General features: G+C 66.1%; 29 protein-coding genes. 19 read left to right on the top strand and 10 right to left on the bottom strand.

Going from position 1 to position 26,300, the window contains the following annotated elements; all coding sequences use genetic code 11:
- Window positions 1-128 precede the first annotated feature (128 nt).
- On the top strand, window positions 129-764 hold the full coding sequence (locus NKH51_RS07725) for a DUF6735 family protein (RefSeq protein WP_254764681.1): 636 nt from the start codon (window positions 129-131) through the stop codon (window positions 762-764).
- On the opposite strand, the gene NKH51_RS07720 is transcribed toward NKH51_RS07725, so the two are convergent.
- Window positions 765-2,540, bottom strand: coding sequence for a MutS-related protein (locus NKH51_RS07720; protein WP_254764680.1), 1,776 nt, complete (start codon window positions 2,538-2,540; stop codon window positions 765-767). It abuts the gene before it with no gap.
- 333 nt (window positions 2,541-2,873) lie between these two features.
- On the opposite strand from NKH51_RS07720, the gene purF reads away from it, so the two are divergent.
- Window positions 2,874-4,346, top strand: coding sequence for an amidophosphoribosyltransferase (gene purF / locus NKH51_RS07715; RefSeq protein WP_254765128.1), 1,473 nt, complete (start codon window positions 2,874-2,876; stop codon window positions 4,344-4,346).
- Between the two features lie 263 nt (window positions 4,347-4,609).
- Here purF and NKH51_RS07710 read toward each other — a convergent pair whose 3' ends face one another.
- The 4 genes from NKH51_RS07710 to NKH51_RS07695 form a co-directional block, all read right to left on the bottom strand.
- Window positions 4,610-5,848, bottom strand: coding sequence for an ArsA family ATPase (locus NKH51_RS07710; RefSeq protein WP_254764679.1), 1,239 nt, complete (start codon window positions 5,846-5,848; stop codon window positions 4,610-4,612).
- A gap of 105 nt (window positions 5,849-5,953) precedes the next feature.
- Entirely contained in the window at window positions 5,954-7,399 is a 1,446-nt protein-coding gene (locus NKH51_RS07705; RefSeq protein WP_254764678.1) for a glycosyltransferase family 2 protein, read from the bottom strand.
- A gap of 97 nt (window positions 7,400-7,496) precedes the next feature.
- Entirely contained in the window at window positions 7,497-8,597 is a 1,101-nt protein-coding gene (locus NKH51_RS07700; RefSeq protein WP_254764676.1) for a pyridoxal phosphate-dependent aminotransferase, read from the bottom strand.
- 105 nt (window positions 8,598-8,702) lie between these two features.
- Entirely contained in the window at window positions 8,703-10,268 is a 1,566-nt protein-coding gene (locus NKH51_RS07695) for a S8 family serine peptidase (RefSeq protein WP_254764674.1), read from the bottom strand.
- On the opposite strand from NKH51_RS07695, the gene NKH51_RS07690 reads away from it, so the two are divergent.
- On the top strand, window positions 10,267-10,785 hold the full coding sequence (locus tag NKH51_RS07690) for a CinA family protein (RefSeq protein WP_254764673.1): 519 nt from the start codon (window positions 10,267-10,269) through the stop codon (window positions 10,783-10,785). The two genes, NKH51_RS07695 and NKH51_RS07690, sit on opposite strands and share 2 nt — an antisense overlap.
- 125 nt (window positions 10,786-10,910) lie before the next feature.
- Window positions 10,911-11,396 carry a metal-dependent hydrolase gene (locus NKH51_RS07685; protein WP_254764672.1) on the top strand — a complete coding sequence of 162 codons (486 nt, stop codon included), beginning with the start codon at window positions 10,911-10,913 and terminating at the stop codon, window positions 11,394-11,396.
- 59 nt (window positions 11,397-11,455) lie between these two features.
- On the opposite strand, the gene NKH51_RS07680 is transcribed toward NKH51_RS07685, so the two are convergent.
- Complete coding sequence (locus tag NKH51_RS07680) at window positions 11,456-11,725, bottom strand: HalOD1 output domain-containing protein (RefSeq protein ID WP_254764670.1); 270 nt, start codon at window positions 11,723-11,725, stop codon at window positions 11,456-11,458.
- Window positions 11,726-11,828: 103 nt separating this feature from the next.
- Window positions 11,829-12,773, bottom strand: coding sequence for a cell division protein CdpA domain-containing protein (locus NKH51_RS07675; RefSeq protein WP_254764669.1), 945 nt, complete (start codon window positions 12,771-12,773; stop codon window positions 11,829-11,831).
- Between the two features lie 160 nt (window positions 12,774-12,933).
- On the opposite strand from NKH51_RS07675, the gene NKH51_RS07670 reads away from it, so the two are divergent.
- The 4 genes from NKH51_RS07670 to NKH51_RS07655 all read left to right on the top strand — a co-directional run bounded on the left by NKH51_RS07670 (window position 12,934) and on the right by NKH51_RS07655 (window position 15,630).
- Window positions 12,934-13,221 (top strand): DUF5789 family protein, encoded by a 288-nt coding sequence (locus NKH51_RS07670; RefSeq protein ID WP_254764667.1) that lies wholly within the window; start codon window positions 12,934-12,936, stop codon window positions 13,219-13,221.
- Between the two features lie 4 nt (window positions 13,222-13,225).
- Window positions 13,226-13,921: a CPBP family glutamic-type intramembrane protease gene (locus NKH51_RS07665; protein ID WP_254764666.1), complete on the top strand. Its 696-nt coding sequence runs from the start codon at window positions 13,226-13,228 to the stop codon at window positions 13,919-13,921.
- An 89-nt stretch (window positions 13,922-14,010) separates the two neighbouring features.
- The gene (locus NKH51_RS07660) at window positions 14,011-14,448 is read left to right on the top strand and encodes a DUF302 domain-containing protein (RefSeq protein ID WP_254764665.1); all 438 of its coding nucleotides are present in this window, start codon (window positions 14,011-14,013) and stop codon (window positions 14,446-14,448) included.
- 99 nt (window positions 14,449-14,547) lie between these two features.
- On the top strand, window positions 14,548-15,630 hold the full coding sequence (locus tag NKH51_RS07655; RefSeq protein ID WP_254764663.1) for an AI-2E family transporter: 1,083 nt from the start codon (window positions 14,548-14,550) through the stop codon (window positions 15,628-15,630).
- A 29-nt stretch (window positions 15,631-15,659) separates the two neighbouring features.
- Here the strand turns inward: NKH51_RS07655 and nreA are convergent, their stop codons facing one another.
- Window positions 15,660-16,961, bottom strand: a complete 1,302-nt coding sequence (gene nreA / locus NKH51_RS07650) for a DNA repair protein NreA (protein ID WP_254764661.1) — start codon at window positions 16,959-16,961, stop codon at window positions 15,660-15,662.
- A gap of 270 nt (window positions 16,962-17,231) precedes the next feature.
- Here nreA and NKH51_RS07645 point away from each other — a divergent pair, with 270 nt between their 5' ends.
- The 3 genes from NKH51_RS07645 to NKH51_RS07635 all read left to right on the top strand — a co-directional run bounded on the left by NKH51_RS07645 (window position 17,232) and on the right by NKH51_RS07635 (window position 18,211).
- Complete coding sequence (locus NKH51_RS07645) at window positions 17,232-17,411, top strand: HVO_2753 family zinc finger protein (RefSeq protein WP_006184530.1); 180 nt, start codon at window positions 17,232-17,234, stop codon at window positions 17,409-17,411.
- Between the two features lie 8 nt (window positions 17,412-17,419).
- A complete protein-coding gene (locus NKH51_RS07640; protein ID WP_254764659.1) occupies window positions 17,420-17,686 on the top strand; it encodes an elongation factor 1-beta in 267 nt (88 codons plus the stop codon).
- A gap of 129 nt (window positions 17,687-17,815) precedes the next feature.
- Window positions 17,816-18,211, top strand: coding sequence for an AI-2E family transporter (locus tag NKH51_RS07635; protein ID WP_254764657.1), 396 nt, complete (start codon window positions 17,816-17,818; stop codon window positions 18,209-18,211).
- Window positions 18,212-18,231: 20 nt separating this feature from the next.
- On the opposite strand, the gene NKH51_RS07630 is transcribed toward NKH51_RS07635, so the two are convergent.
- A complete protein-coding gene (locus NKH51_RS07630; RefSeq protein ID WP_254764656.1) occupies window positions 18,232-18,669 on the bottom strand; it encodes a hypothetical protein in 438 nt (145 codons plus the stop codon).
- Window positions 18,670-18,726: 57 nt separating this feature from the next.
- Window positions 18,727-19,422 (bottom strand): MBL fold metallo-hydrolase, encoded by a 696-nt coding sequence (locus NKH51_RS07625; protein ID WP_254764654.1) that lies wholly within the window; start codon window positions 19,420-19,422, stop codon window positions 18,727-18,729.
- 145 nt (window positions 19,423-19,567) lie between these two features.
- Here NKH51_RS07625 and NKH51_RS07620 point away from each other — a divergent pair, with 145 nt between their 5' ends.
- The 8 genes from NKH51_RS07620 to NKH51_RS07585 all read left to right on the top strand — a co-directional run bounded on the left by NKH51_RS07620 (window position 19,568) and on the right by NKH51_RS07585 (window position 26,288).
- Window positions 19,568-20,563: a hypothetical protein gene (locus NKH51_RS07620; protein WP_254764653.1), complete on the top strand. Its 996-nt coding sequence runs from the start codon at window positions 19,568-19,570 to the stop codon at window positions 20,561-20,563.
- 132 nt (window positions 20,564-20,695) lie between these two features.
- Window positions 20,696-21,004, top strand: a complete 309-nt coding sequence (locus NKH51_RS07615) for a 50S ribosomal protein L21e (RefSeq protein WP_254764651.1) — start codon at window positions 20,696-20,698, stop codon at window positions 21,002-21,004.
- A gap of 6 nt (window positions 21,005-21,010) precedes the next feature.
- Complete coding sequence (locus NKH51_RS07610; protein ID WP_254764649.1) at window positions 21,011-21,367, top strand: RNA polymerase Rpb4 family protein; 357 nt, start codon at window positions 21,011-21,013, stop codon at window positions 21,365-21,367.
- 274 nt (window positions 21,368-21,641) lie between these two features.
- Window positions 21,642-22,241: a DUF655 domain-containing protein gene (locus NKH51_RS07605; protein ID WP_254764648.1), complete on the top strand. Its 600-nt coding sequence runs from the start codon at window positions 21,642-21,644 to the stop codon at window positions 22,239-22,241.
- 95 nt (window positions 22,242-22,336) lie between these two features.
- Window positions 22,337-23,173: a 16S ribosomal RNA methyltransferase A gene (locus NKH51_RS07600; RefSeq protein ID WP_254764646.1), complete on the top strand. Its 837-nt coding sequence runs from the start codon at window positions 22,337-22,339 to the stop codon at window positions 23,171-23,173.
- 106 nt (window positions 23,174-23,279) lie between these two features.
- A complete protein-coding gene (locus tag NKH51_RS07595) occupies window positions 23,280-24,452 on the top strand; it encodes a mechanosensitive ion channel family protein (RefSeq protein WP_254764644.1) in 1,173 nt (390 codons plus the stop codon).
- The gene (locus tag NKH51_RS07590; protein WP_254764642.1) at window positions 24,452-25,024 is read left to right on the top strand and encodes a HemK2/MTQ2 family protein methyltransferase; all 573 of its coding nucleotides are present in this window, start codon (window positions 24,452-24,454) and stop codon (window positions 25,022-25,024) included. The genes NKH51_RS07595 and NKH51_RS07590 overlap by 1 nt, the downstream gene beginning before the upstream one ends.
- Before the next feature lie 52 nt (window positions 25,025-25,076).
- Window positions 25,077-26,288 (top strand): PQQ-like beta-propeller repeat protein, encoded by a 1,212-nt coding sequence (locus tag NKH51_RS07585; protein WP_254764641.1) that lies wholly within the window; start codon window positions 25,077-25,079, stop codon window positions 26,286-26,288.
- The last annotated feature ends 12 nt before the right edge of the window (window positions 26,289-26,300 follow it).

Genomic DNA, 26,300 nt, shown 5'->3' with positions numbered 1-26,300 from the left:
TCGAGTCCGCCGAAGTCCCGTCCGGAGGTTCAAGTACGGACGGGCGGCCAGACCGCCCGTGACCCGCGACATCGACTCCCGCTCGAGCGCAGCACCGACCGACCCGTGCCGTCCCGACCGGGTGGACGATGGGGCATAGGGCGCTGGTCGCCTACCGGCGACTGGACGGGCGCTACGACCTCCGATACAGCCACTGGGGCGGCGAGACGCTCTCGCTCGCTGCCGAAATAAGCGCGTCGACGCCGCTGGCCGACGGCGCGGTCGAGAGCGAGGTACTGGCGGCGTCGGTCACCCGCGACCGGATTCTGACTGACCACCTCGATCCCTGCGTCTACGAGACGCTTTACCTCGTCTCGCCGGCGGCGGCCTATCGGGTCGACGCCTACTACGTCTGCTGGCTCGAGTGGGGTGACGGCCGGAACGGCGACCGCGGAGCGATCGTCGCGGTCGACCGCACAGACGACGGCGCGATCAGGCACTGGTTTCGCGCGACCAAGACCGCGCTGGCCGATATCGTCGAGATGGGGGTCCTCTCCCGGCGAGCGGCGCAGGCCTATCTCGAGGCCCGCGTCTGCGAGGAGTACGTCGGCATCGTCTACACCTACGGCGACTCGTCGGCGGACGGCTCGGGGGTGGCGGACGCCCCGCCGTCCGACCGCTGGCTCGAGGACCGCCTGCGAGGCGGCGAGGACCGAACGGAGTGGGGCCGGGAGGTCGACGACAGAGCCGGGACGGACGACGACGAGCGCTACGGGTCGCGCTGATCACTCGCCGGTTGCCCAGCGGGCGTCCGCGAGCGTGCGCTGGACGACCTCGTTGCCGACGGCCTCACCCAGCGTCTCGAAGCCGGCGCGCTCGCTCCGATCGCTCGCGTTCGCGACGAGCCGCGAGACGATGAACTCCGGCGTCGACCGGCCGACGGTGCCGAAACGGGGCTGGTAGTCGACGAGCAACTCGAGGTCGGGATTCAGTCCCTCCGCGAAGATGCCGTCGACGCGCGCTTCGGGCGGCAGCGGCTCCAGATCGTCCGCGAGGTGAGTGACGAACACGCCCAGCGCCTCGCGGTCGACCGAGAGCGTGACCAGCCCGTGTAGCAGGTCGGCCGCGCTGCCGGGTTCCGTGATCGCCTCGAACTCGTCGACCAGCATCAGGGTGCGCCCGCCCAAGGACAGCGGCGGAACGATCGAGCGTAGCGTCGACTCGAGGACGCCGGCGTTGAAACTCGCGTGCCGGCGATGGAAGACCAGCGAGTCGACAGGTGTCACCTCGGCCCGATCCGCGGGGACCGGCAGTCCCATCGTCGCCAGCAGGACGATCTGGCACAGCGTCTCGAGCAGGGTTGTCTTCCCGCCGCTGTTGGCTCCTGTCAGGACGGCGACGCGTTCCTGGTCGGGAACCGTGTTCACGCCGGCCGGGACGCTCGTCACGTCGTGATCGCCGAGCGCGTAGGTGACCGGCTGCACCGACTCGTCGTCGCGCGCGGCGAGGGTGAGGTTGCGGGCGTTGACGACTGAGACTGCGGCGTCTTCGCCGTCGCGAAACACTGGCCGCGTGCAGTCGTACTCGAGGGCAAAGCGCGCTAACGAGAGGTGGAGCGCGATGTCGTCGACCGCCGACACGGCCCGATCGACGGCGTCGCGGTTCTCCGCGAGCGTCCCCTTGAGGTCGCTCGCGACCAACACCTCGCGTTCGTCGATCGCGGCGGTGAGTTCGCTCCGGAGGGTTCGCAACGTGGCACCGACGAAGTCCGTCGCGTCGGTCGCGTCGCCCGGCATGGCGTTGCGGACCCGATCGATCGTCACGTCCGTCTCGCTCAGTAAGCGGTCCTCGAAGGACTGGCGAAAGCCCTCCACGTCCCGGACGCCCTCCGAACGCAGTTCGTCGATCAGCTCGAGGGCGCTCGCGTCCATGTCTTCGACCGCGCCTAACGCATCGCGGAGGCGGTCGAGTTCCTCGTCGGCCCCCTCGCGGACGCGACCGCCGTCGAGGGCCGCCAGCGCGTCGGCCGCCTCGGCGAGTCGGTCGCGCTCGAGGTCGGCGATCGCCGCGAACGGCCCGGAGTCGACTCCGGCCTCGAGCAGCGCCAGCGCGGCCTCGACGGCCGCGTGCTCGCTGCCGTCGCGTGCGTCGTAGCGCTCGTAGGCCTGGAGGACCGCCTCGCGGTCTCCCTCCGCGAGGTCGGCCCAAGCGTCCCGCGCGGCGAGCACGTCCTCGAGCCGATCTTCCATCGCGTCGCGGCTCGCAAGCGGCGTGAGCACGCGGATCCGGTCGGCCGCACGCTGCGTGACCGCGTGGTCGACCGCGAGGTCGAGCAGTTCCTTGTACGCCGAGCGGGCGTCGCTCGTCGACAGCACGTCGATCCCCGCACCCCCGGTCGCGCGGCGTAGAATTCGCGTCGCTCGCCCGCGGGCGAGCCCGGCGTCGACGAGCGCCCGCACGTCGCCGCTCTCGATCGCCCGGATCGCTTCCTCCCGCCCCAGCTCGTCGACCAGCGTCTCCCGCGTCTTCGGGCCGACACCCCAGTACTCCTCGAGTCGCATACCAGTTGGACTCGAGGCGACGCTCTTGAACGCTGTGCCTCGCACACCCGCGTGCGTCGCGAACTCGATACAACGAGAGCTGTTCACGTTCGTGCGTGGGCCGGGCATCCAGTCGCTGAGTCAACGTCGACCAACCGCGGTGGGGCGATCGGTCGCGGCTGCTTCCCGACGAATCGTCGTCACGGCGTCGTTCCGCCGAACATATCCACGAACGTGGGTATCAACGCGGTTCCTCTCGAGTCGAAGAAGCACAAACACGGGGATTTTTATCGGCTCGCTGCCCTACTGACTCCCATGACTGATGGGCGGGGCGAGACTCCCCGGCGAACAGGAATGACCGAAAAGTGTGGCGTCGTCGGCGTCTCACTCGACGGTCGGGACGCGGCACGACCGTTGTACTACGCGCTCTACGCACTCCAGCACCGCGGTCAGGAGTCGGCGGGGATCGTCACTCACGACGGCTTCCAGCAGCACAGCCACGTCGAAATGGGGCTCGTGGGCGATGCCTTCGGCGAGGACGACCTCGATACGCTCAACGGGGCGGCCGGGATCGGGCACGTTCGGTATCCGACGGCCGGCTCCGTCGACTCCTCCTGTGCACAGCCGTTTTCCGTTTCGTTCAAGAGCGGTTCGCTCGGGCTCAGCCACAACGGCAACCTCGTCAACGCCGACGAGATCCGCGACGAACTCGCCGCCGCGGGCCACGCCTTCACCAGCGACGGCGACACCGAGGTCATCGCCCACGACCTCGCACGGAACCTCCTCGAGGAGGATCTGGTCCGGGCGGTCAAGCGCACGATGGGGCGCATCCACGGCTCGTACTCGCTGACGATCAGCCACGACGACACCATCCTCGGCGTTCGCGACCCGCAAGGGAACCGGCCGCTCTGCATCGGCGAACTCGAGGACGGGTACATCCTCGCCTCCGAGTCGGCGGCGATCGACACGTTAGACGGCGATCTGGTCCGCGACGTGCGGCCGGGGGAACTCGTCGTCCTCCAAGATGACGGCCAAGGCTTCGATACCTATCAGCTCGTCGAGAACGAAAACACCGCTCACTGCTTCTTCGAACACGTCTACTTCGCGCGACCCGACAGCGTCATCGACGAGACGCTGGTCTACGAGGCCCGGCGCGAACTCGGGCGCAAGCTCTGGGAGGAAAGCGGCGTCGAGACCGACGTCGTGATGCCGGTGCCCGACTCCGGGCGCGCGTTCGCCTCTGGCTACGCCGACGCGGCGAGCGAGACGACCGCCGACGGTGCCCCCCGCGACGCCGACGACGACGGCGTCGAGTTCGCAGAGGGGCTGATGAAAAACCGCTACGTCGGCCGCACCTTTATCATGCCGACCCAAGACGAGCGCGAGCGCGCGGTCCGACTGAAGCTCAACCCGATCAAGTCCACCATCGAGGGGAAGACGGTCACCGTCATCGACGACTCGATCGTCCGCGGGACGACCTCGACGCAGCTCGTCCAACTCCTCAGAGACTGCGGGGCCGAGGAAGTCCACGTCCGCATCGGCGCGCCGGCGATCGTCGCCCCCTGCTACATGGGAATCGACATGGCCACCCGCGAGGAGCTCATCGCCGCCGACAAGACGACCGGCGAAATCCGCGACGAGATCGCCGCCGACAGCCTCGCGTACCTCTCGACCGACGCCGTCGCAGCGGTGCTCGAGAAAGAGCGCATCGACCTCTGTCTCGGCTGTGTCACCGGCGAGTACCCCTACGACATCGAGGGTGAGGAGACCGACCGCGACGTGAGCCGCCCCGATCTGGGCGGACAGCCGCTCCACGCGGACGACTAACGAACTTTTGCGCTGCGGGTGCGCCCGGGGGCGCACCCTCGGCAAAACTTTGATGAAAAGCACTCCTCCTACCCCTGGCTCGCGACGTTGCCGCTCGCCTCGCCGCGGCGCGTAGCGCCGCGCTTTCCGGGTCAGTCGTCGGCCCGCTCGCGCCTCTGGCGCTCGCGGATGCAAACGGTGTCCTTACCGCTACTCGGATGGCTCATCCTCGAACCCCTGGCTGGTAGTCGAGTTCCAACTACGCAGACGGGGTCGAACACCCACTACCGCAGACAGGCTGCGACGACCTCGAGCATCCCCTCGCCACGAACTTCCTCGGCGAACAGGGGGACACGCCGGACATCGGTACCGCGGAACAGCTCTTGGGCCTCGGCCAGCGCCGACTGCTGAACGTCCCAGCGCCGCTGGCAGAACTCACAATCGTCGAGGTTCGGCTGCAGGAACTCGCCTTCCACGTCGTCGGTGACGTTCGAGAGCGGCTCCATCACGCGGTTTACGACGACGGTGCCGACCGGAATCTCGAACTCGTCGAGTCGCTGGCGCAGGCGCTTGGACTCGAAGACGCTCATCTCCTCGGGAACCATGACGATCCGGAAGTCCGTCCGCGCGGGATCGCGCAGCGCCGCTCGCAGCCGCTCGATGCGCTCGCGCAGCACCTCCAGGTCCTCGAGATCCTCGCCGTCGTCCGGGGCCTCGCCCCCGCCGAACATCCCCTTTACCCCGTCGAGCATCCCGCCGATTCGCTGGCGGAACTTCATCAGGCGGCCCATCATCGTGTCCATGATCTCGGGTAACTGGAGCAGCCGGAGGGTATGGCCGGTCGGTGCCGTGTCGACGACCACGCGCTCGAAGCGTGGGTCGTCCATGTACTCGAGCAAGAGCTGCATCGCGGCGGCCTCGTCGGCACCGGGCATCGCACCGCCGAAGAGGGCGTCCATCGGCGACTCGCCGCCGAGTAGCTCCCCCATCCCGCCGAGCGGTCCGCCCTGTCCGTCCTCGCTACCGGGGAACGGTGAGCCGCCACCGCCGGCGAACGGATCGCTGCCGCCCTCGTCTCCGCCGAACGGATCGTCTTCGCCGGTTCCCGCGCCGCCGAAGGGTACCTCTCCTCGCTCGAGCGCGGCCTCGGGATCGATCTCGGCCGCGTAGAGCGGGATGTCGTCGCGGATACGACCCGGCTCGGCGGGAATCTCCGTCTCGAACGTGTCCGAGAGCGAGTGAGCTGGGTCGGTCGAGACGACCAGCGTCGGCGTTCCAGCGCGGGCGCTGTCGAGCGCGGTGGCGGCGGCCATCGTCGTCTTTCCGACGCCACCCTTCCCGCCGTAGAGGACGTACTCGGGGCCGTCGATCGGCTCTTCGGACGGCTCGACGTCGATCGTCTCGCGCTCTCCGGTCTCGTCGACCGAATCGGTCGGCGTCACCTCGATGGTGGAGACGCCGTCGTCGCTGTCCCTTGGTGCTTCCTCGTCCTCGTCGATCGGTTCGACGTCGATGCCGCTCATACGCCACGGTTCCCCGTCCTGTCACGAGTATTCGTCGGTCTCGGCTCGTCGAAGCTGCCCTGCCGATCGGCCTCGAGCGCCGTTCGCGTCGGTCGTCCGCCGACGCTAGCGCTTCGGCGTCACGGTGAACGACGGAGCGACGCCGCGGACGGCGTCGGCGACGGCCAGCGCGATCGGGACGGCCCACAGGGTCGCGTAGACTGCCTGCGAGAACGGGTTCGACAGCACCGAGTAGGCGAGGCGTTCCCAGCGGCTCTCGAAGACGACGCCGTCCCAGGCGGCCCGGTAAGAGCGCCAGCTGTAGTAGGCCCAAACGGCGGCGTTGAACAGCACGATGGGCAGCAGGTACCCGGGCACGACCGATGCCGTGCTACCTGCGACGGTCAGGGCGAAGACGACGACTCCGGTCGGAACCCCGACGACGTTCGTCACCGATAGTAGCTGCGTCACCACCGTCCCCGCCCAGAAGCGGCCGCGATCCAAGCCCGACCAGCCCGGCGTCAACAGGTGGCGATACGGGCCGCGGACCCAGCGGCGCTTCTGTCGGACCCACGCGTCGAACGTCGTGGGACAGAGGTCCTGCACGTACCGGTCAATAACGCCGAGCGTGTACCCCTTTCGATGGGCCGCGACCCCGAGCGCCATGTCCTCGGTCACCGCGTCGAGTTGCCACCGATCGATGTCGTAGAGTACCCGCGCTTCGGTGAAATAGGCCTTCCCGAGGAGCTGATACGGCCCGTCGGTCGAGTTGGCGTAGACGATGTCCGACCAGGCCGCGATCCCCATCGACTCGAGCAAGGGGAGCACGCCCTCGTCGACGTTTCGAACCGTCTGCTTGGTCTGGACGATGTCGTACTCTGCGAGGCCGGCGACGGCGAGCTCGAACGTGTCGAGCGGAACCTGCGTGTCCGAGTCGAAGACGGTGATGATATCGTCGCCCGCGAACGAGCCGGTCGTGAACGCGTAGGTGAGCGCGGCGGCTTTCGTCCGCGGCACGCCGACGCCGTCGAACGACCACTCGCCCGGCGATCGATCGGCCGCGAGCGCGTCGTGGTCGACCGCGACGAACTCGCCGTCGAGCGCGTCGGTCCGAGCCGCCGCGAACGCCTCGCGCAGTTCCGCGACGGTCGTATCCGTCGGCTCGTAGATCACGACGACCGAGACGTACTCGGTCGGGTACCGCTGGGCCGCGACGTTCTCGAGCGTCTCCGATAGGGTCTCCCAGCGTTCGCGATAGATCGGAACGAGGACGCGGATCCGACGGACGTGAGACGGCGGAAGCCGACACTCCGCGTTCGTAGGCGGTAATCCTCCGCGGTGGGTATCGGCCGCGGCTGGTCCGACGGCGGCCAGACGACGGCCGCCGTCAGCTTCGACTCGCCGCGACCGACCGGCGCTCTCGGCGTCGGCCGCCGCGACCAGGCGGGCGAGCGTCGTGTCGTCGATCTCCGCTACGGGTCGGCGGACGAACAGCGTCAGCAAGCCGCAGTTGACGACGAAATAGCCCGCCTGCGTCAAGACGAACGCGACGACGACAGCCTCGAGCAGCATCTCTCTTCGGGTCGGCAGTCGCCTCACATCTGTGTTGTGGCCGGACTGTCAACCGGTCGTGACGATCCGCGCGCTCGCGCCCGAGTTGGACGGCGGTTCAATCGAAGAACGCCGCTAACCGCTCGGCTGCCTCCTCGACCCGCGGCGTGACGAGCGCGAACCGCAGCCAGTCGGCCCGCGAGTCGCCGAAGGCCTCGCCGGGCATCCCCGCAACGCCGGCCTCGTCGATCAGCCGCTCGACGTTCTCGAGAGTCCCGGGATAGCCGTCGAAGCGGGCCATCACGTAGAACGAGCCACTCGGCGTGGTGTATTCGGCTCCTGCGGCCTCGAGCGCGTCGGTGAACGTCGCGACACGCTCGCGGAGCCGCTGGCGGTTGCGCTCGTGGTACTCGGGCGGCGTCTCGCGGAGCGCCTTCAGGACGGCGTACTGGCCGGGCCGGGTGGTCGCGACGTTGACCAGCATGTGGCGGCTCTTGGCTGCATCGACGAGTTCCGACGGGAAGATCGCATAGCCCACGCGGACGCCGGTGATCGCCATCGACTTCGAGAACGCATTGGTGACGACTCGATGCGCGGACTCGGTCTCGAGCGCGCTCGCGAACCGCCCGGAGAGGTCGTAGTGGTCGTACACCTCGTCGCTGATCAGGATGGCGTCGTACTCCTCGGCGATGGCCACGAGTTCCCGCATCGTCTCGGCGGCGTAAACCGTTCCCGTGGGGTTGTTCGGCGTGTTCACCACGATCGCGGCTGTCTCCGCGCTGGCGGCCGCGCGGACGGCCTCGGGATCGAGTTGCCCGCTTTCGTCCGTCTCGACGTACGACTGCCTGCCGCGCAGCATCGTCGTCTTCCCCGGATAGTAGGGGTAGACGGGATCGGTCAGCAGGACCTCGTCGCCGCGGTCGCGCTCTAACGCCCGCGCCATCGCGAGGTAGTTCGCTTCGCCCGTGCCGTTCGTGACCACGACCTGCTCGGCGTCGACGCCGCGGCGGGCGGCGATCTCCTCTCGCAACTCGAGCAGCCCCTCGCTTGGCGGATACTGGAAGCGATCCGGCTCGAGGTCGGCGTACTCGCGCAGGCCCTCCCGCAGCGCCTCGGGCGGCTCCCAGTCGGGGTTGCCGCTGACCATGTCGACGACGTCGCGGTCCGCCGCGTCCGCGTACTCCATGACGCGGAAGAACAGCGGCGTCTCGTAGTTCATGGGTGACGGTATACAGCGGGGGTCCTTTCGCTCTTCCTATCCGTTCCCGGATCGGCCTAATTCGGTCCGAAACCGAACACCTCACTGCTCTCCGTCAGGAGGACGCTAGAGCCGGTCGGAAATCCGTTTTATCGCAGCTGGTGCGTCAATTCGACCGGTTCCGAGGCCGTCGGTATAGTCTCCCGAAAGGTCGACTGCGCCCTGTGCGATCGCTTGTCGCACGCGTCGCGGGTGGAGACCGGGCGCGAGTTCACGGAGTAGACAGGCGAGTCCCGCGACCTGTGGTGCTGCCATGGACGTTCCGGGTTTGTACAGGTACCGTTTCCCGTAGATCGATTCGGGAACCGTCGAGAGGACGTAGTTCGTCGGCGACGGATACTCGACAACCTCCGAATCTGTCGTCCACGTTTTCGCTCGTGTCTCGTAACCGCCCCCGGGGGCAGCGACATCAACCGTTCCGTTCCCGTAATTCGAGTAGAAACTGCGTTTATCGGACGGCCCGGTCGCTGCGACGGTGACCGTTCCGGGGGTTTCCGCTGGGAGAACATATGCGGACTCTCGATCGACATTAACACCTCTGTTACCGGCAGCGGCCACGACCACGACCCCTCGCTGCATTGCGTACTGTACGACGCGGCGGACCGCAGCGTACGCACGGCTGTCGTTCGGTCGGATTCCTCGGATGCTAGCGTTTATCACGTCAACGCCGATGTCGGCGGCGTAATCGATCGCGATGAGCATGTCCGCCAGCGTTCCGATCAGTTGGCTATAGGTAGTCCCGCCGTAGGAGTAGACGGGATCGAAATACATCGTCCGTAGCGAAACGACCGATGCATCCGGAGCCATTCCGATGATTCCGGAGTCGTTACGCGGTGCAACGGCGATACCGGCGACGTGGGATCCGTGTCCATCGACGTCGGCGGCGACGGGCCGTCTGATCTGCTCGGTCGGCTTCAGTATCTGTCCGGGTTTCGTTGCCGTTCGTACTCGATCGGTTCCACTGTGTACGTGCGCGTTCCGAACGAGTCGACTTCGCTCGGTGTCGATCCGGGGCGCTAGATCCGGATGGTCGAAACTGACGCCGGAGTCAATGACCGCAATCGTCGTTCCCTCACCCGTCGCTCGCTCGTGTGCTACGTCCGCCCGAACGAGTTGCTGGTTCCACTGTTTCTCGGCTAGCGGGTCGTCTCCCCGTACCTCCTGGCCTTCGCTCTGTTCGATGTCATCGAAGACGTACGTTTCGTTCGCGACGGCGTCCGTAACGGTCGCCATCGATCGAAGTTCGTCGCGCTTCGCTTTCGGTCCTCGAACGATGAAGACCGCCCCGTCTGCCAGTTCGTGGAGTACTTCGAACCCGACGCTCGCGAGTCGCGAACGGAGTCCGGGACCACCGCCGAGGACGATATAAACCTCGTTGTCATCCGGTACCGTACGATCGCTCGCACTGACGGTCCCGATACTTCCACCGATGGCACTGCCGCTGGCGATTCCTTTGATCACCGACCGTCTCGAGACTCTTCCGATTCCTTCCATTGATGTCCTTGCTAAACCCTTGGTTGAATAAATAAAACAATTACTATAATTAGATATATTTAATAACTCTACATCAGAATTACAGCGAACCGTGCCTCCCGACGATTTGACAACCCACCGGATCGTTTCTCGAGCCATGCGACAGAACGACGACATCGACCGCGATCTGCCGATGGACGTCGGCGACGCCCTCCGAGACGCCGAGGAGACGCTTGCCGTCGCCGAATCCTGTACCGGTGGGCTGATCGGCGCGGCGATCACCGCGATACCCGGCGCGAGCGACTTCTTCGACGCCGGGCTCGCGACGTACGCCTACGACGCGAAGCGCCGCCACCTCGGGGTCAGCCGCGAGGCGCTGGACGAACACGGCGCGGTCTCCGAACCGGTCGCCCGCGAGATGGCCCGGGGAGTCCGCGATGTCGCGGATGTGACGTGGGGGGTCTCGACGACTGGGGTCGCCGGCCCCACCGGCGGGGACGAAGAGACGCCCGTCGGGACCGTCTATATCGGCGTCGCGTACGCCGCTCCTTGGGGGAGCGAGGAGTCGTACGCGACCGTCTCCCGTTACGAGTTCGACGGCGACCGCGCGGCCGTTCGCGCCAAGACGGTCGATCAGGCCCTCGAGGATCTGCTCGCCGAACTCGACTCGCGCTGATATCGTCCGCAAACCGCGAAGCCATGCCGCCCGCACCCCATTACTGTTCGGCCCCGTTACACTCGCCGAACACTGACTTTCGCGAGAGAAAACTATTCCCGGATCGGTGCCTCAGGGTCGGGTAGATGAACAAGAAGGGACACGTGCTGAATGCCGTTCTGTTGAGCATCGGGCTTGGCTATCTGCTCGAGCCGGCGGGAGATCTCGAGACGTTCAGGACGATCGTCATGATCGGCGTGCCCGTCACGCTGGGTGCGCTCTTTCCCGACGTCGACACGGCGTTCGGAAGACACCGGAAGACGCTGCACAACCTCCCGATTCTGGTCGGCTTCGTCGCGTTCCCGTACGTCTTCGGAAACCTCGAGTACGTCTGGATCGGCGTGTTGACCCACTACATCCTCGATGTCGCGGGGAGCAAGCGCGGGATCGCGCTCTTCTATCCGGTCTGGAAGAAGGAGTTCGGGCTGCCGATCGGGGTCGCGGTCAGCAGTAAACGCGCCGACCTCATGATGGTGGTCGTCACGGGCGGGGAGTTGCTGCTCGCCGGCATGATCGCACTCGAGTTTCCACAGCGGGGCTTCGAGCTCGGCCGGCAATTACTCGGCATCTGATCGTCACCGCCCGTAACTGGGCCGTAAACGACGGCCAGGCCGGAGCGACGGGATCTCGATTATCGATCCGCGTCGGGCGTGATCGAGAGCTGATTCCCGTCGATTTCGACGCGGTAGTCGTCGACGACGAAGGACAGTTCGGGATCCGAACTGGTCGTGACGAGTGTATCGAGCGCTTCCGGATCCACGTGATCGTACAGGTGCGTGTCGAGTGTTGCCGGGAGCTCGGTCGATTCGACGTTTTCGATGCCGGCGATCGCGTTGACGATGGCGACCGTCGGCGTCGTACTCGACCAGACGTATCGGCCACGGAATAGTTCCTTCCCCATCTCTCGGTCCCGTGCTAGCCAGCACCGAGAATCCACTTAGGTATGCAGTGATTATCTCGGTTCCAAGCGTCGGTTAGAACCGGTGGCACCCGCGAGATGACCGTTATCGGTGTCGACGGTTCGGCGTCCACTCCTCGCAGGCGTCCATGTCGTCCATCGCCGTCTCGTGACGGGCACAGTAGGGCACCATGCCGTCCGAGGAGCGGACGTACTCGAAGTGAGCGCAGTTGCCACAGTAGCGATCCGTGGGTGCGTCCGGTCGCTCGGTCGGCGACTCGACGATTTCGGCGTCGCGACCGTCGCCGGCATCGAGCGGCGAGGAGATGTCCGTCGTGGCGGAACCGCCGTCGCTGGTCGCGGTGCCGATGCGCCGGCCGGGAGCAGAGCCCGCGGTTCGACCGCCGGCCGACGGCGTGGAGCGGTGATCGCTCGAGTCCGCGTTGGTCTGCGTGTCGACATCTCCGTCGGGGGTCCCGCCGAAGAACCCGATGCCGCCGAGACCGTACGAGTCGTTCGAGTCCTCGACCTCAAGGACGGTCTGGTTGTGGCGAGTGACGTTCATCTCGAGGTTCCCACCGGGGTCGTTGCGCCGCTTGAACGTCGCGACGGCGGCGAACAGACACCAGACCGCGGCCAGCAGTCCGAGCAGGTAGACCGCGGAGACCTCGAGGGTCAGTTGATCGCTGCCGTACCGCCACTGGTGGGGGTAAGCGTGCCAGAAGAGGGCGACCCCGAACAGGCAGAGACTCGCACTGATAACCGCGGCGGCCCGGACCCGACGGCCGGCTGGAAGGACGACGAAAACCCCGACGAGAATGGTCGGGACGCTGAGTCCGGCCAAAACCCCCGCGGCACGGACGGTCGCGAACTGGGCGGCCAGATCTCCTGAGAGATCGACCGCGTAGCCGCCGAAGAGGTCGGTCGTCGCGATGAGGACGGCCACGACGGCCAGGAGCGCCCCGAACAGGACGAGCGTCGTTCCCGCGTACAGTCGACGACTCGTCACCCCCCGAGCGGTCCCGTCGTAGACCTCCGTCAGGCTTGTCATACGGGAATGTTCGGTACCCCACCACAAAACGATACGTCAGACACGTGTAGGACAACAAATACTTATTGGTAGCTGCCGTTCGGCGACGGGCTCGAGGGCGGATCGCGGATCGATCACCCGAAACGAAAGGTTGAATCGCCGCCCTCGCAAACGAACGCTCATGAGCGACGAGGACGACGAGGCAGAGCCGGCGGTCGCACTCGGCGAGCGAACTCGCGTCGAAGGCGCGCCGCTCGCCCGCGTGAGTTCGCGACTGACCTGGCCGAAAGAGAAGAGCGAAGTCGACCGCCTCGAGGGCGACGCGATCATCCGGACGCCTGATGGCCCCCGCGAACTGTCCGACGTTCTCGAGTCGGTCGACGAGACGTACTTCCAACGCCATCAGGAGTTCGAACGCCACGTTCGTGACGTGATCGGTACCGGGCCGGTTCCGACGGCCGACGAGTAACACTGTGGCCTCCGAGTCGGATCACCGCGACAGCAGCTGGTATCGACGCCTGCCGGGACTGACCTGGGTACAGAAGTCGTTACTCGTCGGGGCCGTCATCGCGCTGGTCTGGACCCAGCTCGTCCCGACCGAGTTCAACCGGCGAGTCGTCATCGATATCGTGCTGTTGATCGCCGGCCCGCTCGCGCTGGGACTCTCCCACGGCCGGCGCATCGGCTGGCGCGTCGATCGGCTCGCGCTTCGGAATACGGTCTTGCTCGCGCTGTTCGTGCTCCCGTTCTATCTCGTCGGCTCGACGTTCCCGACGATCCGCGCGTTCTATCCGATTTGGGAGACTTCCGCTGCGCCGAGCGCGTTCGTTCCGCACGCGATCAAACTCATGGTGCTCGCACTGGCCGCGGAGACCTACTACCGCGGGCTGCTCTGCGTCGGCGTCCGAGAGATCGGCTTCGGCGCGGTCTTCATCAGCCCAGTCGTCTACATGCTCCACCACTCCGGGAAGCCGCCGGTCGAGTTCCTGCTGTCGGGACCGACGGATGTCCTCTTCGGCGCCGTCGACTACAAATCGGATTCCATTCTGCCGTCGGTGCTGGCCCACGGCGGCGGCCTCGTCCTCCTCGACTGGCTGGTGTTACACGAGCCGCTGTTCGATCCGACGCGACTGCTGCGATATCTGGAGTGGCTCCCAATACCGTTATAGCCCCCTACTACCGCTATCGTGCGCCGGGGAGTGACCGCATCGCGACGCCGCCAGCGAGATATAAGGGACCGGACGACCAACCGTCGTGCATGACGCTGCCCATCGACCCGACGCAGATCGATCCGGAAGACTACGGGGAACACCGCGCGGTTCTCGAGATGGACCACGAGGACGCCATCGAGCACACGCGCGAGGTGTTCACCGAGGTCGGCTTCGGCGTCCCGGCCGAGTTCTCACCGTCTGAGTTGCTCAACGAGAAGGTCGACGCCGACCGCGACCCCTACTACGTCCTGGGCGCCTGCAATCCGGCGATCGCGGATCGAGTGCTCGACGTGACCGACGAGATGGGGGCGCTGTTCCCCTGCAACGTCGTCATCTGGGAGGAAGCACCCGGCCGACAGGTCGTCTACCACGTCTCGATCATGAAGATCGCGCGGCTGCTCGGCATCGCGCCCGACGACGAGAACTGGCAGGAGATCGTCGACGAGACGGGCGCGTTGGTCACTGAGGCATACGAGAACCTCTAATCGTATCGCGCTGTTCCACGCGCGACGCCCGTCGTCCTTTCGGCCCCGGATACAGTCACGTATATCAACACTTATACGTTCGAATAGAGTGGATGACATATGGACGCGCGGACGGCGGTTTTCGCCCTCCTCGTCTGCGTACTCGGCGTGCTCGCCGGACTGGTCGTCCTGCCGGTGCTCGAGTACGCCCTGGCGGCGTGCCTGCTCGCGGTCGTCCTCCGACCGGCCTACGAGCGCCTGGTCCCCCAACTCGGCTCGCGGGTCGCCGGCCTCGCGCTGGTCGGGGTCGCGCTCGTCGCTGGCGTTGTTCCGCTGTTGCTCGTGTCGCTGGTCGTGCTCCGGACGACGGCCTCGACCGTCGCGTCGTTCGACGGCGAGCGGATCACCGCGTACGGCCGCGAACTCGCGCGGACCGAACTCGGGCTGGGCGAGGACTCCGTCGCCGTCCTCGAGACCGTCGTGCGGTCGGAAATCGAGGGCGCGTTCTCGAGCGCCGCCGAACTGACGTTCGCTCGGACCGTCGGCATCGTGTCGGCGGGTATCGACGCGGCGATCGGCGCGATCGTCTTCGTCTTCTTGCTGTACTACCTGCTCGTCGACGGGCCGGCCGTCGTCGACTGGCTCCGAACGGTCGCGCCGCTCGAGCGTCGCGTGCTCGACGGGTTGCTCGACGAGATTCACACCGTCACCTGGGCGGTCCTCCGCAGCCACGTCTTCGTTGCGGTCGTACAGGGCGTCCTCGGCGGCGTCGGGCTGGCGCTGCTGGGCGTTCCGTACGCGACCACGCTGGCGGTGATCCTCGTCCTCGTCTCGTTTCTCCCCACGGTCGGCGTCTGGCTCGTCTGGGGACCGGTCACGGTCGCACACGCGACCGCGAGCGGACTCGTTCGCGGCTCGCTCCTATTGGGGTACGGGATCGTCGTTCTCGCGGTCGTCGACAACTACCTACGGGCGCTCCTCGTCGATCGAGGCTCCGGTCTCCATCCGGCGGTCGCCCTGGTCGGCGTCATCGGCGGCATCTACCTGTTCGGCGTGCTCGGCCTGTTCGTCGGCCCCGTCGTCTTCGCGAGTTTCAAAGCCGTGCTGACGGTCGCGAACGACCTCAAGGGGGCCCCACCGGAGAACGACCCGGACCCGGCTGCAGTCGATCGGGAGGCGACGCTCGTCGAAACGGAGCGATAGGGCGACGCTCGTCGCGCCGGCCGCCGGTCTCAGTTCGATCGCAAAAACGCGCTGAGATTCGATTGGAGGCCGGCCGCGAGCTCCGACTTCCGCCGGAGCCGCGCGTGGGAGACCGGCAACTGCGTCACCACCTCCGCGACCGCCTCGTGGAAGGTCTCCGCTTCGCCGTACTCGCCGTCGAAGGCGTTGCGGACGCTCTCGCGGACCTGCCAGACGCCGACAGGGGCCCAGTAGTCGTCGGAGACTTCCCGCAGGACAAGACACTTCGCCTGTCGACCGATCGACTCGAGATGCTCCAGGACGCCCAGTCGCGCTGCGTAGTAAGCGCCCGCGGTCTCTTCGACGTAGCTCGAGCGCCCCTCGTACCCCTCCGAGGCGCTGGCCATCCAGACGTTGTCCTCGGGGTCGGGGTTCCAGATGCTGCCGGGCGCTTTCATCTCGACGAGTTCGAACTCCCAGTTGCCGGGCGCGAGGACGATCCAGTAGCGGTTGCCCACGTACTCGTTGGCCCACACCTGCACCTCGTCGATGCTGGGCGCGTTTCGGATGCGCCCGCGCAGGTACTTGCCGACCGTATCGTCGACCGCGGTAATCGACCACCGCGTCGGGACGAGTCGGCGCTGTTTCGTCTGCCCGAGCGCCCCCGCCGAGAGGATCGAGTTGATCTCGTAGACGTCGAAGCCGCGCCGGTAGAGGTAGGTCATCGCCCCCTCGGCCTGCCAGTCGTCATCTTCTAAGGTCTTCTTGACCGGTCGGGGGACGTGGGGGTTCTCAGTGAGGTCCGCGTTCCGAGCGTTCGCGCGGGGTCCCCGCGGCGTCGCCACGTCGGTGCCGGTATCGAGGCCGAGATCCGGCGTGTCGTCCAGTCCGATCTCGAGATCGACCGGCCGGTCTGCGATGGCGACCTCGCGCTGGACGCCGACGAAGCCGTCCCAGGCGTCGTGGACGTTCGGCGTCAGTCGGCTCGCAATCGAGGGCGAGTCGACGTTGGCGCGCTTGCTCGAGTTCAGCAGGCCCGTCCGGCGCTGGAGCACGTCGTCGATGGCGTACCCCTGCCGGTACCAGTCGCCGTCGGTGACGTACTCCTCGGCGGCGTCCTCGTCGCCGACGGGCGAGAGCAGTCCGACGGGGATATCCGGATAGTTCGACCGCCCGACGAAGATCGACGGCGAGGTCGAGCCGACGAGGGTGTCGCCGCTCAGCGCGTCGTCGAACCGTTGTTCGAACTCCGCTAAGTGGTCCGTGATCGCGTAGGACTTCTCCTTAGCGAGGCGGCGCCGTTCGGCCTCCTCGTCGGGCTCTAACTCCTCGATGTAGTCGTCGAGGCGCATTCACTCGAGGTAGGGACGGCACGGTGTTGAATGTTGAGTTCCGCGAAGGATGTCAGAGGCAGAGGTTCGAGCGGGCGTCGACCACCGAACCTCGTTTTCACCGTCGGTCCCGAGTAATAAGTATCCGGCAGCGCGTTTTCCGGCTCTGAAAACGCGCTAGTCGGAGCCGATCGACGCCGAAGGGGTCTGCCATCGTTTCCCGCCGACGGGCGATCGATCGGGAGCGGTCGAAAGACAACCGTTAAAAACGGCGGGCGGGAAGGAGGGTGTATGAGTACGACCGACGACCGAGAGACGCGCTCCTGCGTCTCCTGTGGGCTCAACATCGCGGGTACGAACGCCGCGGCGTTCAAGTGTCCCGACTGCGGCCAGCAGATCTACCGCTGTGCCAAATGCCGCAAGCAGAGCAACCTCTACGAGTGTCCCGACTGCGGATTCACCGGTCCATAAGGTCCACTATGGGAAAAGTCGCTGCCAAAATCAAGGTCATGCCGGACAGCCCCGATATCGACCTCGACGCGCTCCAAGAGCGCCTCGAGAGCGCCCTCCCCGAGGGCGCGAAGATCAACGGCGTCGAACGCGACGAGGTCGCGTTCGGGCTCGTCGCCCTCTACCCGACCGTGATCGTCCCCGACGGCGCGGGCGGGACGGAGACCGTCGAGGAGAACTTCGCTGATGTCGACGGTGTCGAAAGCGTCGGCGTCGAGAACGTCGGCCGGATCTAACGGCGACCCGTTTTTCGCCGATTCGACCCCCTCACGAGCCCCTAGTCGCGACTCCGGCATTACCATCCCGAACGCCTTTCGCCGCGGGAGTTCGACTGGATACGGCAGAGCACGCCGCTCCCGCCGGGCGTGAACGACGAACTGGTGACCGCGACGAACGACATGGCGTGGGCGATTCTCACGGCTCACGTCCTCGTCGCGTTCGTGCAGGGGGACCTCGCGGGCGTCGCCCTTTTCGTGACCGGCGTGCCCGAGATTGCCCTGCTGACGGGAGCGATGATGGCCCTAGCGTTCATCATCTGGGAGCTCACGTCCGTCGCCGTGACCGACGACTATCTGCGAGCGATGGTGATCGATCGCGGCTCGGACCTCCACTCGGCGGTCATCTTCGTCGGTATTCTGGGCGGCTCTTCCCTCCTCGGTCCGATCGGCCTGTCCGTCGGCCCGCTGCTCATCGGATTCGCGCTGACGGCGATCGAGGTACTCGGTGACCAGTACGGCGTGATCAAGCGACCGGCGACGTAATCGACGGCCGACCGACGCCGTTAGCGCGGCTCGTCGTCCCGGTTCGCTCCCAGATCGGCCTCGGAGACGATCTCGGCACCGATCGGCGAGAGATCGACGGTCACGTCTTCGGTGACGGCCTTACTGATCTCGTCTAAGTTCCCCGCGAGCACCGTCAGCACGTCGTCGGGGTTGGCGTAGAGCAGCATGTTCCCGTCCTGTCCTTCGGCGACGAGTTGCGTGTCGTTCAGCACGATCTGGTCGTTCTGGATCGTCGCCGAAACGACCGGTAGCGCTGCCGGTTTCCCAGGCTCGTCGTCCCGGACACGGCGGATGTGCACCTCGTCGAGATCGATGACTTCCTTGTGTTTCTTGATCTGCTCGGCGCAGTTGACCATATCGTTGAGAAGCGCCGTCCGCTGTTCGTTGCCGTGATCGCCATCGAGACAGTGCTGACAGACGCGGAGTTCGAGACGCATTGATCGGCGATTGGGATTCGAGACCGATGAGAATTCCGCTTCGGTCCCCTTCGCGGCTCACTCCCGAAGCCGTTCGTAGATCTCTCGAATCCGTTCGGACCCCTGGTCGACGTATCCACCGTGATAACACAGCGTGTGATCGACCTCGAGTGCGGCCAGCGAGCCGACCGACTCTGTGGCACGGTCCATGTCGGGCGTGAAGTGCGGTTTCGGTCCATCGAGCGGTCCGTCACCGTCGGTTCCCTCACCGACGTCCGCAACGAGCGCGTCGCCGGCGATCAGGAGGTTCCCTTCCGGGAAGTACAACGAGACGTGACCCGGCGCGTGGCCGGGCGTCGCGACGACCTCCATCGGGCCACCGAGGGTCGGGATCCGAACCCCGTCGACCAGCTCGAGGTCGACGCCGACCGGCGGATAGCGATCCCCGTCGCCCTTGATCGGATCGCGCTCGCCCGAGACGTACGGCGCTTCCTCGCGGTGGGTCGCGACGACCGCATCGACGCGCTCGAGCAGTTCCGCCAGACCGCCGACGTGATCTCCGTCGTGGTGCGTGAGGACCACCAGCCAGATGTCGGTGAGTTCGTATCCCAGACTCGTCAGGTGTGTCTCGAGGGAGCCGACGGTCCCCTCGGGACCGGCATCGATGAGAACGAGCCCGCGGTCGGTCTCGACGACTGCGGGGGTGATCGTGATCGCTCGGCCGCCGTACTCGACCGTGACCGGTAGCGCGTGGATACCAGCGGTTTCCGTCATACCACCCACATTCGGAGCCAGTGGGATAGCTATAGCTATAGCTGTCTTCGGCGACGGTCACGATCGGACCGATCGGTCGGACTATTCACTATTGTAAATGTATGAATATATAACTTTATTACATCCGAATAACATCATGTTCGTAATGCTGAACGAGTTTCGACCCCTTTCCTTCGAAGACGACGGAGATCCGGTTCAGGCCGTTCGACGACAGGAACTCCCTGACACCGTCCTCCCGCTGATCGATTCGTACGACGAGACCGCTGCCGACAGGGACCGCTTTCTCTGGCGCTGGCTCTATCACCTCTTTCCGAGCGTCCGACTCTCGTGTGTCGACGACGGTCGCGCACGCGCGGTCCGCAACGCGAAACTGGTCGCTACGATTTTCGCCGTCGTCGCGGACGATGTCGCCGAGCAACACGGCGATCGGGCGACGTTCGACGAACTGACGAAGATACCGTTCGACGACCGACGCTCCGACCCGTCGCGTCGCGATGTCGACGGTGAAACCGTTCGGTTCCTGACGGCCGTCTGGGACGAGTTCGAGGCCCTGTACGAATCCGGGCCTCGATCAGCGGAGTTCGCGGAGCTCTTTCGGTTCGATCTCCGGCGGGTCTTTCGGGCGGTCGAATACTCGTATCTCGTAAATGACAACCCCGCCCTCGTCTCGGAACGGGAGCTCTGGGCACACGACGTGCACAACATGATGCTATTCGTGTACGCGGACATCGACCTCGCAAACGCGCCGTCGTTCGATGCCCGCGAACTCTCGCTGCTGCGTCGGATCTGCGATCGAACCCAGCGGATGGCCCGCATCGGCAACTGGGTCTCGACGTGGAAGCGGGAACTCGCCGAAGGCGACTGCAGTTCCGGCGTCGTCGTCCACGCCCTCGAGAACGGGATCGTCTCGCCGGATCGGATTCGGGAGATACGACGCGAGCCGACCGAAGAGGCGGTCGCCTCGGTCGTCGACACGATCGACGAGTCCGGCGTCGAAGACCATTTTCTGGAGCGTTGGAACGCCGAATACGAGCACGCCTCCGAGTTCGTGCCCGAGATCGACAGCGTCGACCTCGAAGCCTATCTCGAGGGATTCGAACGGCTCCTGCGCTATCACCTCGCTAGCGAAGGGTTCAAATAAGCGAGCGCGGGTTTTCTGCTCTAAGTTTTTGCCCCGAGCGGTTCCTCGCGCAGCGAGGAATCCCGAGGTCCAAAAAGGTGGGCGTAATACGTGTGTTTTATAACCGTCACCGGACAATCCGGTCGTACGACTATGCCGAAGTCCAATGGCCCTCGTCAGGGAACGCGGAGAAAGCTCGCGAACGACCCTCGAGATCGCGGCACCTCGCCGCCACAGCGCGCGATCCAAGAGTACGAAGCAGGTGAGAAGGTCCACCTGAAGATCGACCCCAGCGTCTCGGACGGTCGCTTCCACCCACGGTTCGACGGTCGCACCGGTGAGGTCGTCGGGAAACAGGGCAGCGCGTTCAAGGTCCAGATCAACGACGGCGGCAAGGACAAGACGCTGCTCGTCACCGCGGCCCACCTGCGCGCACAGAATCAGGAGAAGAGCCGGATCTAATCAGGGATGACGATCTTCAAAGAGATCGTCGACGAGGAGTTCCTGACGGTCTCGGAGACGAAGGAGCTGCTCGCCGACATCGAAGCCGAACGCGCGATGGACGAGGATCGCGAGCTGCGCTACGAGCTCGCGCGAGCGATCGAACACGCGAATCGGTTCGCCGTCCTGGAGCCCGAAGAGGCCCAAGCGCTCGTCGACGACCTACAGGACATAGAGAAAGTCGACGAGCCGACGGCCTACAAGATCGCGAACCTCCTGCCGCGTGACCGAGACGAGCTCCGGTCGGTCTACGCACAGCAGCGCTACTCGCTGTCGGGAGACGAACTCGACGAGATTCTCAACGTCGTCGCCCAGTACGCCTGAGTGCGGTGTCGTTTTGACCGTCGGCGAACTCGCGGAACGACGTGTCTGCGGTGAGCGCTCGAGGCCCACGTGGCGCAGTTCGAAGACATCGCGCTGACCTCGGCGCTCGTGTTCGTCACGTTTTTCGGGTTGCTGGCGAGCGTCGAACTGCCAGTCTGGCGCTGGGCGCCGTGATCGAGCGACGCGGTAGCGGTGCCTCGTCCGTTCGCGTTCCTCGAGCGGCGCCGTAGACGCGGGCCACTCTTTAAGTACGGCGTCGCCGTACCGTAAACCAATGAGCGAAGCTGATGGCGATGAGATGGACGTTCGTCGCGCGGTCGTGTTGGACTACCTCGCACACGGGCTGTCGGACGATGGCCGACCGCAGTACGCCAAGTCACCGGCAGGCTACGCCGTCGGGATCGAGGATTTTCAGCTCTATCAGGTCGCCTTCGACGAGGACGAACGGCTCACGATCGGTAGCGAAGTCACCGTCGAACCGCCCGCCGAGCGCGATGTCGTGACTGAGGCCCACCGCGTCGAGTATGAGGACCTCTCCTCGGGCGCGCAGTCGGAACTCGAGTACGTCGTCGCCGACCTCGTCGAGGAGAACGAGTCGCGGTTCGTCGACTTCTACAACGACGCCCAGCCGATCACCCTGCGGCTTCACCAGTTGAATCTCCTGCCGGGGATCGGGAAGAAGCTCCGGAACAGCATCTTGGACGAGCGAAAGCGAAAGCCCTTCGAGAGCTTCGAGGAGCTCTCCGAGCGGGTCTCGGGTCTCCACGACCCCGATGAAATTCTCGTCGAACGTATCCTAGAGGAGCTACGCGACGACGACCTGAAGTACCAGACGTTCGTCGGTCGCCGGGAACAGGAACAGAATTCGGACTAACGCTTCTCGCAGGAGGCCGCGAAGGCTGCGGGCGCTCGGTCGCTGATCGAACTCGAGACGGTGCGTTTACACCACCCCCAGCCGTAGCGCCGGCAATGAGGGATCCAGACGGATTGATCGCGCGGGCGGGCGTCCGCGGCGATCCGGACCGCGACCAGCATTTTCTCGTCGACGACCGCGTGCTGGACCGGTTGCCGACCTATTTGGAGGCGATCGACGCGGACACGAGCCACTTACTCGAGATCGGCGGCGGGACGGGCGCGCTGACCGATCGGCTACTCGCGGTCGGCGAGGAAGTCACGGTCGTCGAGCGCGACCGCGTACTCGCCGAATTCCTGCGCGAGGAGTTCGCCGACGAGATCGCGGCCGGCGAGTTGACCGTCGTCGAGGGTGACGCCCTCGAGGTCGACCTCCCGGATTTTACGGCATCGGTGTCGAACCTCCCCTACGGCGTCTCGAGCGAGATCGCCTTCCGGCTCTTTCCCGAGGGGAAGCCGCTCGTGTTGATGTTCCAGCAGGAGTTCGCCGAGCGGATGGTCGCCGAGCCCGGAACGAGCGAGTACGGTCGGCTCTCGGTCTCGAGCCAGCACTTCGCCGACGTGGAACTCGTCGAGTCGATCCCGAAAGAAGCGTTTTCGCCGCCACCGGCGGTCCAGAGTGCGGTGATACGGGCGGTGCCGCGCGAGCCCGATTACGAGATCGACGACGAGGACTTCTTCCTGCGGTTCGTCAAGGCGCTGTTCACGCAACGCCGGAAGACGATCCGCAACGCGATCCGGAACACGGCCCATATCTCCGAGCTCGCGGAACCCGAGGCGGTCGTCGAGGCGGCCGACGAGGACGTGCTTCGGAAGCGAGCGGGGGCGATGGCACCGGCGGAGTTCGCCGCGCTGGCGCGGCTCGCGATAGACGTGGGCGAGCCCGAGCGCTGACTCCGACTCGTGCCTCGAGCCGGACCGGCGGCTTGCGTCACGCGGGAGGGAGGGTAACCAACGGATACTCAAAGCTGCGCGGTCGACAGATCGGAGAGACGAACGCATGTCCGGACTACTGACGGGCCTCGACTGGCTGTCGGAGGCTGTTCCGACGACCGAGCTCAAACTCGCGGTCTCGTTCGCGGCGGTCGGGCTCGTCGTCGCCGTCCTCCTCTCCTATCGACGGCTCCACGAGCGGATCGCCGAGCGGGCGCGGCCGCTGTACGCCGATATCGCGTCCACGTCGCTGCTCATCGCGGCCTGTTTGACGAGTCTCGCCGTCATGACGGGCGTTTGGGGCCGGGCGGACGAGGTCCGAAAGCTGCACACGAACCTCGGGCTGGGCGGTGACGCCGTCGCCAAGGCCATCTTCTCTTTCCTCCTGCTGGTCGTGACGGTCATCGTCACCCGCTTTGTCAGCCGGGTGATCGAGGAGGTCTTCGGCTCGTCCTCGGCGGTGACGGCCCACCAGCGCAAGGTCACGCACCGGCTCTCGCAGGTGGTCATCTGGGCCGTTTCGCTGGTCGTCGTCCTCGGCGTCTGGATCGACGATCTGGGGAGCCTCCTCGTCGGGGCCGGCTTCCTCGGGATCATCGTCGGGATGGCCGCCCGCCAGACGCTCGGGACGATGCTCGCGGGCTTCGTCCTGATGTTCGCCCGGCCGTTCGAGATCGGCGACTGGATCGAGGTCGAAGGCGATGAGGGGATCGTCACCGACATCTCGATCGTCAACACGCAGGTCCGGTCGTTCGACGGCGAGTACATCATGATCCCCAACGACGTCATCGCCTCGAGCACCGTGACCAATCGCTCGAAGCGGGGCCGGCTGCGCCTCGAGGTCGATGTCGGCGTCGATTACGCGACCGACGTGGACCGCGCGATCGACCTCTCGAGGGAGGCGGTTGCCGACATCGACGAGACGCTGTCAGCGCCGTCGCCGCAGGTCGTCGCCAGATCGTTCAGCGATTCGGCGGTCGTCCTCGCCGTTCGGTTCTGGATCGACAACCCGAGCGCCAGACGCTACTGGCGGGCGCGCACGGCCGCGATCACCGCGATCAAAGCGGCCTTCGAGGACGAGGGCGTCAAGATCCCGTTCCCGCAGCGGGAACTCTCCGGACGGGCCGAGACCGGCGGCTTTCGAATCGCCGACGAGCAACCGACCGAACCGATGTCGCAGACCGGCGACGGCGACGGAACGGCGCGGGAACACCGAATGAGCACGCCGGAGGAGAACTGATGGGACTCGAGGACCGCCGCGACGAGGGACCGGACGTGTACCAGCCCGCCGAGGACTCGCACCTGCTGGCCGAGGCCGCCTGCGAGCGACTCGCGGGCGACGAATGCGTCCTCGAGGTCGGCACGGGGTCGGGCTACGTCGCTGGCCGGATCGCCGACGAGACGGCGGCTCGCGTGATCGCGTCGGATCTGAACCCCCACGCCGTTCGTCAGGCCCGCGCCGAGGGCGTCGAGACGGTGCGAGCCGATCTCGTCGCGCCGTTTCGCGACGGCGCGTTCGACGCCGTCGTCTTCAACCCGCCGTACCTGCCGACCGACCCCGAAAACGAGTGGGACGATTGGATGGAGCACGCGTTATCGGGCGGCGAGGACGGCCGGGCGGTCATCGATCCCTTCCTCGAGACGGTCGGGCGCGTCCTCGCGCCCGGCGGCGTCGTCTACCTGCTGGTCAGCAGCCTCACCGGCGTCGACGCGGTCGTCGAACGGGCCGGCGAGGAGGGTTTCAGCGCCGTAGCCGTCGCCGACGAGTCGTTTCCCTTCGAGACGCTGACGGTGCTCGAGTTGCTCCGATAGCGAAGACACGTCATCCGAAGATACTTTTCGGTCGTCTATGAAGTAGCGGTCGATGGCCCCCACGCGAAGAGCCCTCTTGGCGGGTGTCGGCGCCGCGAGCGCCGCGCTCGCCGGCTGCTCGATGTTCTCGAGCGTTCGATCGCCGACGTCCGACGAGCCGCCCCCGCCCGGAACCGACGGACCGATCGAGACGGATCGACACGTCGCCGGCGCGACCGGCGACTGGTCGTCGTTCGGCTGTAACGCCGCCAACACCCGCGAGGTCGCCGACGGAAAGGCCCCCGTCGACGGCGTCACGGAACGCTGGCGGGTCGACGTCGCACAGCTCTCCTATCAGGCACCCGTCGTTGCGGGCGATCGAGTGTACCAGATCGACGGCCGGAAGCTTCGAGTGTTCGACGCCGCCGACGGCGCGGAGTTGTGGACGAACCCAGAAGTCGGGACGCCGCCGCTGGTCCGGGACGGCGTCGTCTACGTGTCGACGGGAACTGCGGTTTCTGCGCTCGAGGCCGAAACGGGCGACGAACTGTGGAACCGCGAGTTCGACTCGCGGGGGCACGTGACGACGCCGGCGACGTACGCGGGACGACAACTGGTCTGCGGGGCCGGCGAGGAGGTCGTCGCGCTCGAGCCCGACGACGGGTCCGTCCGCTGGCGACGGGACGTTTACGGACAGGTGCTCGACCACGCCGCGTTTTACATGGGATACGGGATCGTCGTCGCCACCGAGGCCGGACTGGTCTACCTGCTCCGCGATGACGGGATCGGCTGGCAGCGGTGGCAACTACCGGCACGGCCGATGTGTCCGCCAAGCGCCGACACGGACTCGATTTACGTGAACTGCGAGAACGGAACGACGTACGCGCTGCTGGACGACGGGATGTCTGGGCAACGGATCAACTGGACGGTCGATACCGGCTGGGCCGAACGCGGGATCGCCGTCGCCGACGGGCTCGTTCTCACCGCGAACGGGCGGGAACTCTCCGCCGTCGACGCCGAATCCGGCAAGCGACACTGGACCCACGGCATCGGGGACTGGCGACACACCGCGCCGGCGTACGGTCGCGACACCGTCTTCGTCGGTGGCGACCGCCTCCGGGCGCTAGATCCGACGCCCGGCGACAGTCCGAGCGGCGGCCCGGCGCTCAGATTCGAACGGGAATTCGCGGGCCGCGTCGGTCCGGGCCCGGTCCTCGACGACGGCACGATCTACGTGGTCGCACAGGTCGAGTCGGAGACGTACGCGTTGCTGGCACTCGAGTAACGTCGTCAGATC

The sequence above is a fragment of the Natrinema marinum genome (genome assembly GCF_024296685.1).
Taxonomy (GTDB): Archaea; Halobacteriota; Halobacteria; order Halobacteriales; family Natrialbaceae; genus Natrinema; species Natrinema marinum.
This window is presented reverse-complemented; position numbering and strand designations above follow the sequence as displayed.

What these genes read in the sequence shown, in the direction of transcription:
- NKH51_RS07700 (WP_254764676.1), bottom strand. Translation starts at nt 8,597, where the DNA reads ATGAACTACGAGACGCCGCTGTTCTTCCGCGTCATGGAGTACGCGGAC.
- NKH51_RS07615 (WP_254764651.1), top strand. Translation starts at nt 20,696, where the DNA reads ATGCCGAAGTCCAATGGCCCTCGTCAGGGAACGCGGAGAAAGCTCGCG.
- NKH51_RS07620 (WP_254764653.1), top strand. Translation starts at nt 19,568, where the DNA reads ATGCTGAACGAGTTTCGACCCCTTTCCTTCGAAGACGACGGAGATCCG.
- NKH51_RS07710 (WP_254764679.1), bottom strand. Translation starts at nt 5,848, where the DNA reads ATGAGCGGCATCGACGTCGAACCGATCGACGAGGACGAGGAAGCACCA.
- NKH51_RS07680 (WP_254764670.1), bottom strand. Translation starts at nt 11,725, where the DNA reads ATGGGGAAGGAACTATTCCGTGGCCGATACGTCTGGTCGAGTACGACG.
- NKH51_RS07720 (WP_254764680.1), bottom strand. Translation starts at nt 2,540, where the DNA reads ATGCGACTCGAGGAGTACTGGGGTGTCGGCCCGAAGACGCGGGAGACG.
- nreA (WP_254764661.1), bottom strand. Translation starts at nt 16,961, where the DNA reads ATGCGCCTCGACGACTACATCGAGGAGTTAGAGCCCGACGAGGAGGCC.
- NKH51_RS07725 (WP_254764681.1), top strand. Translation starts at nt 129, where the DNA reads ATGGGGCATAGGGCGCTGGTCGCCTACCGGCGACTGGACGGGCGCTAC.
- NKH51_RS07610 (WP_254764649.1), top strand. Translation starts at nt 21,011, where the DNA reads ATGACGATCTTCAAAGAGATCGTCGACGAGGAGTTCCTGACGGTCTCG.
- NKH51_RS07585 (WP_254764641.1), top strand. Translation starts at nt 25,077, where the DNA reads ATGGCCCCCACGCGAAGAGCCCTCTTGGCGGGTGTCGGCGCCGCGAGC.
- purF (WP_254765128.1), top strand. Translation starts at nt 2,874, where the DNA reads ATGACCGAAAAGTGTGGCGTCGTCGGCGTCTCACTCGACGGTCGGGAC.
- NKH51_RS07685 (WP_254764672.1), top strand. Translation starts at nt 10,911, where the DNA reads ATGAACAAGAAGGGACACGTGCTGAATGCCGTTCTGTTGAGCATCGGG.
- NKH51_RS07655 (WP_254764663.1), top strand. Translation starts at nt 14,548, where the DNA reads ATGGACGCGCGGACGGCGGTTTTCGCCCTCCTCGTCTGCGTACTCGGC.
- NKH51_RS07595 (WP_254764644.1), top strand. Translation starts at nt 23,280, where the DNA reads ATGTCCGGACTACTGACGGGCCTCGACTGGCTGTCGGAGGCTGTTCCG.
- NKH51_RS07630 (WP_254764656.1), bottom strand. Translation starts at nt 18,669, where the DNA reads ATGCGTCTCGAACTCCGCGTCTGTCAGCACTGTCTCGATGGCGATCAC.
- NKH51_RS07695 (WP_254764674.1), bottom strand. Translation starts at nt 10,268, where the DNA reads ATGGCTCGAGAAACGATCCGGTGGGTTGTCAAATCGTCGGGAGGCACG.
- NKH51_RS07660 (WP_254764665.1), top strand. Translation starts at nt 14,011, where the DNA reads ATGACGCTGCCCATCGACCCGACGCAGATCGATCCGGAAGACTACGGG.
- NKH51_RS07640 (WP_254764659.1), top strand. Translation starts at nt 17,420, where the DNA reads ATGGGAAAAGTCGCTGCCAAAATCAAGGTCATGCCGGACAGCCCCGAT.
- NKH51_RS07645 (WP_006184530.1), top strand. Translation starts at nt 17,232, where the DNA reads ATGAGTACGACCGACGACCGAGAGACGCGCTCCTGCGTCTCCTGTGGG.
- NKH51_RS07670 (WP_254764667.1), top strand. Translation starts at nt 12,934, where the DNA reads ATGAGCGACGAGGACGACGAGGCAGAGCCGGCGGTCGCACTCGGCGAG.
- NKH51_RS07625 (WP_254764654.1), bottom strand. Translation starts at nt 19,422, where the DNA reads ATGACGGAAACCGCTGGTATCCACGCGCTACCGGTCACGGTCGAGTAC.
- NKH51_RS07590 (WP_254764642.1), top strand. Translation starts at nt 24,452, where the DNA reads ATGGGACTCGAGGACCGCCGCGACGAGGGACCGGACGTGTACCAGCCC.
- NKH51_RS07600 (WP_254764646.1), top strand. Translation starts at nt 22,337, where the DNA reads ATGAGGGATCCAGACGGATTGATCGCGCGGGCGGGCGTCCGCGGCGAT.
- NKH51_RS07705 (WP_254764678.1), bottom strand. Translation starts at nt 7,399, where the DNA reads ATGCTGCTCGAGGCTGTCGTCGTCGCGTTCGTCTTGACGCAGGCGGGC.
- NKH51_RS07675 (WP_254764669.1), bottom strand. Translation starts at nt 12,773, where the DNA reads ATGACAAGCCTGACGGAGGTCTACGACGGGACCGCTCGGGGGGTGACG.
- NKH51_RS07690 (WP_254764673.1), top strand. Translation starts at nt 10,267, where the DNA reads ATGCGACAGAACGACGACATCGACCGCGATCTGCCGATGGACGTCGGC.
- NKH51_RS07605 (WP_254764648.1), top strand. Translation starts at nt 21,642, where the DNA reads ATGAGCGAAGCTGATGGCGATGAGATGGACGTTCGTCGCGCGGTCGTG.